This is a genomic window from Streptomyces sp. BE20, assembly GCF_036322525.1.
Classification (GTDB): Bacteria; Actinomycetota; Actinomycetes; order Streptomycetales; family Streptomycetaceae; genus Kitasatospora.
This window is the reverse complement of the sequence record NZ_JAQYWW010000483.1, coordinates 1-1,281: the sequence shown is the minus strand read 5'-3', so window position 1 is coordinate 1,281 and position 1,281 is coordinate 1. Positions and strand designations below refer to the sequence as shown.

Sequence of the window (1,281 nt, the reverse complement as noted above, 5' to 3'; positions counted from 1 at the left end):
CGCGCAGATGCAGGCTCTCGTAGTCGAACGTCAGCGGCTCCATGGCGGGACGATAACCGGCTCCCGGGTCACAGCGCGACCACCCCCACCACGGCCGCCGCCACCACGACCAGCACACCCACCACATTGACGGCCATGTCCCGCTTCCAGGAACGGCGTTCGGCCTCGACGTCCAGAACGAAGTCGGCCGGATCTGCGGGGGCGTAGTGGACCGCGAGGTCCGATCCCCGCGATCCGGCGGGGTCGGGGATGCCGGACCCGCAGTAGGCCGTGACCTCCCTGCCGTCCAGGGTGGTGAAGGTGACGACCGGCATCAGGGTGGTCGAGGCGTGGCCGTCGTCGGAGTCGACGGTGACGCTCCTGAGGACGGCAACGACCCGGCCGGGGACGACGGCCATCGCGGCGAGTTCGTCGACACGACGGTTCCGGTCACGGACGTTCCCGGGCAGGTGGAAGAGGCCGGAGAGGGCCCAGGGCCCGCAGAAGCCGACCAGAGCCCACGGCCATCCCCGGTCGACAACGGCGACGGCGACCAGGCCGGCGTAGGCGAGGAAGAGCAAGAAGTTCGGCCGGCCGAGGCCGCGCCCGCCTTCGGAGACCTGACTGGCAAACCCGACGGCATGGGGTCTGCCGCGCGGGTAGGACACGCCGATCTCCCGGCCCGTCCACGCCACACTGATCCTCTCGCCCCGCTCACCGTCGTTGGTGACGGTGAACTCCTGCCCGGTGGACGGGTCCTGGAACGAGACGACCACGGATATCCCGTCCTTCGGGGAACTCCCGTGCCGCGGCTCCCCCACCCGCTCGATCCGCCCCTTCGCCCGGACCGTCCGCTGCGCCCGGGTCATCCCGGCCAACGACCTCCCGTATCCGACCAGCGCCAACGCACCGAACACCCCGCACCACAGCGCCGCATACGCATGCCAGCCCATGGGTCAGCCTCCCGCCGAAACACGCCGAACAACCGTGCCCTGCCCGTCCGCCTCCAGGTAGGCGACGCCCTCGGAGCCGGTCACGGAGACCCTGAGGACGACCGTGCCGGTCAGACGGTCGGCGGTGAGCTGCCAGGTGCTCAGGGTGCCGACGCCCAGCGTGGTCGTGGCCTCCCGCACCAGGGCGGGGACACGATCGTACGGCAGGGACTCCAGGTCGATCCGGGAGGCCGCCGGGGTGCCGGTCGGGGCGAAGACGACCGTCAGCAGGCGCTCCTGGACGGCGACGGTGAGCGCCCGCCGCCGGTCCTCGCCTCTGGCGAGCGTGGCGGCGGAACCGCCCAACCTG

The 1,281-nt window shown here is 71.7% G+C and carries 1 protein-coding gene and 1 pseudogene; both read right to left on the bottom strand.

The annotated features are described in order from the left end of the window. Positions 1-68: 68 nt before the first annotated feature. A complete protein-coding gene (locus PUR61_RS06630) occupies positions 69-932 on the bottom strand; it encodes a DUF3592 domain-containing protein (protein WP_329876628.1) in 864 nt (287 codons plus the stop codon). A gap of 3 nt (positions 933-935) precedes the next feature. After that, a pseudogene (locus tag PUR61_RS06625) lies at positions 936-1,281 on the bottom strand (hypothetical protein); the annotation flags it as partial.

Coding starts and splice junctions, on each gene's coding strand:
- PUR61_RS06630 (WP_329876628.1), bottom strand. CDS start 932: ATGGGCTGGCATGCGTATGCGGCGCTGTGGTGCGGGGTGTTCGGTGCG.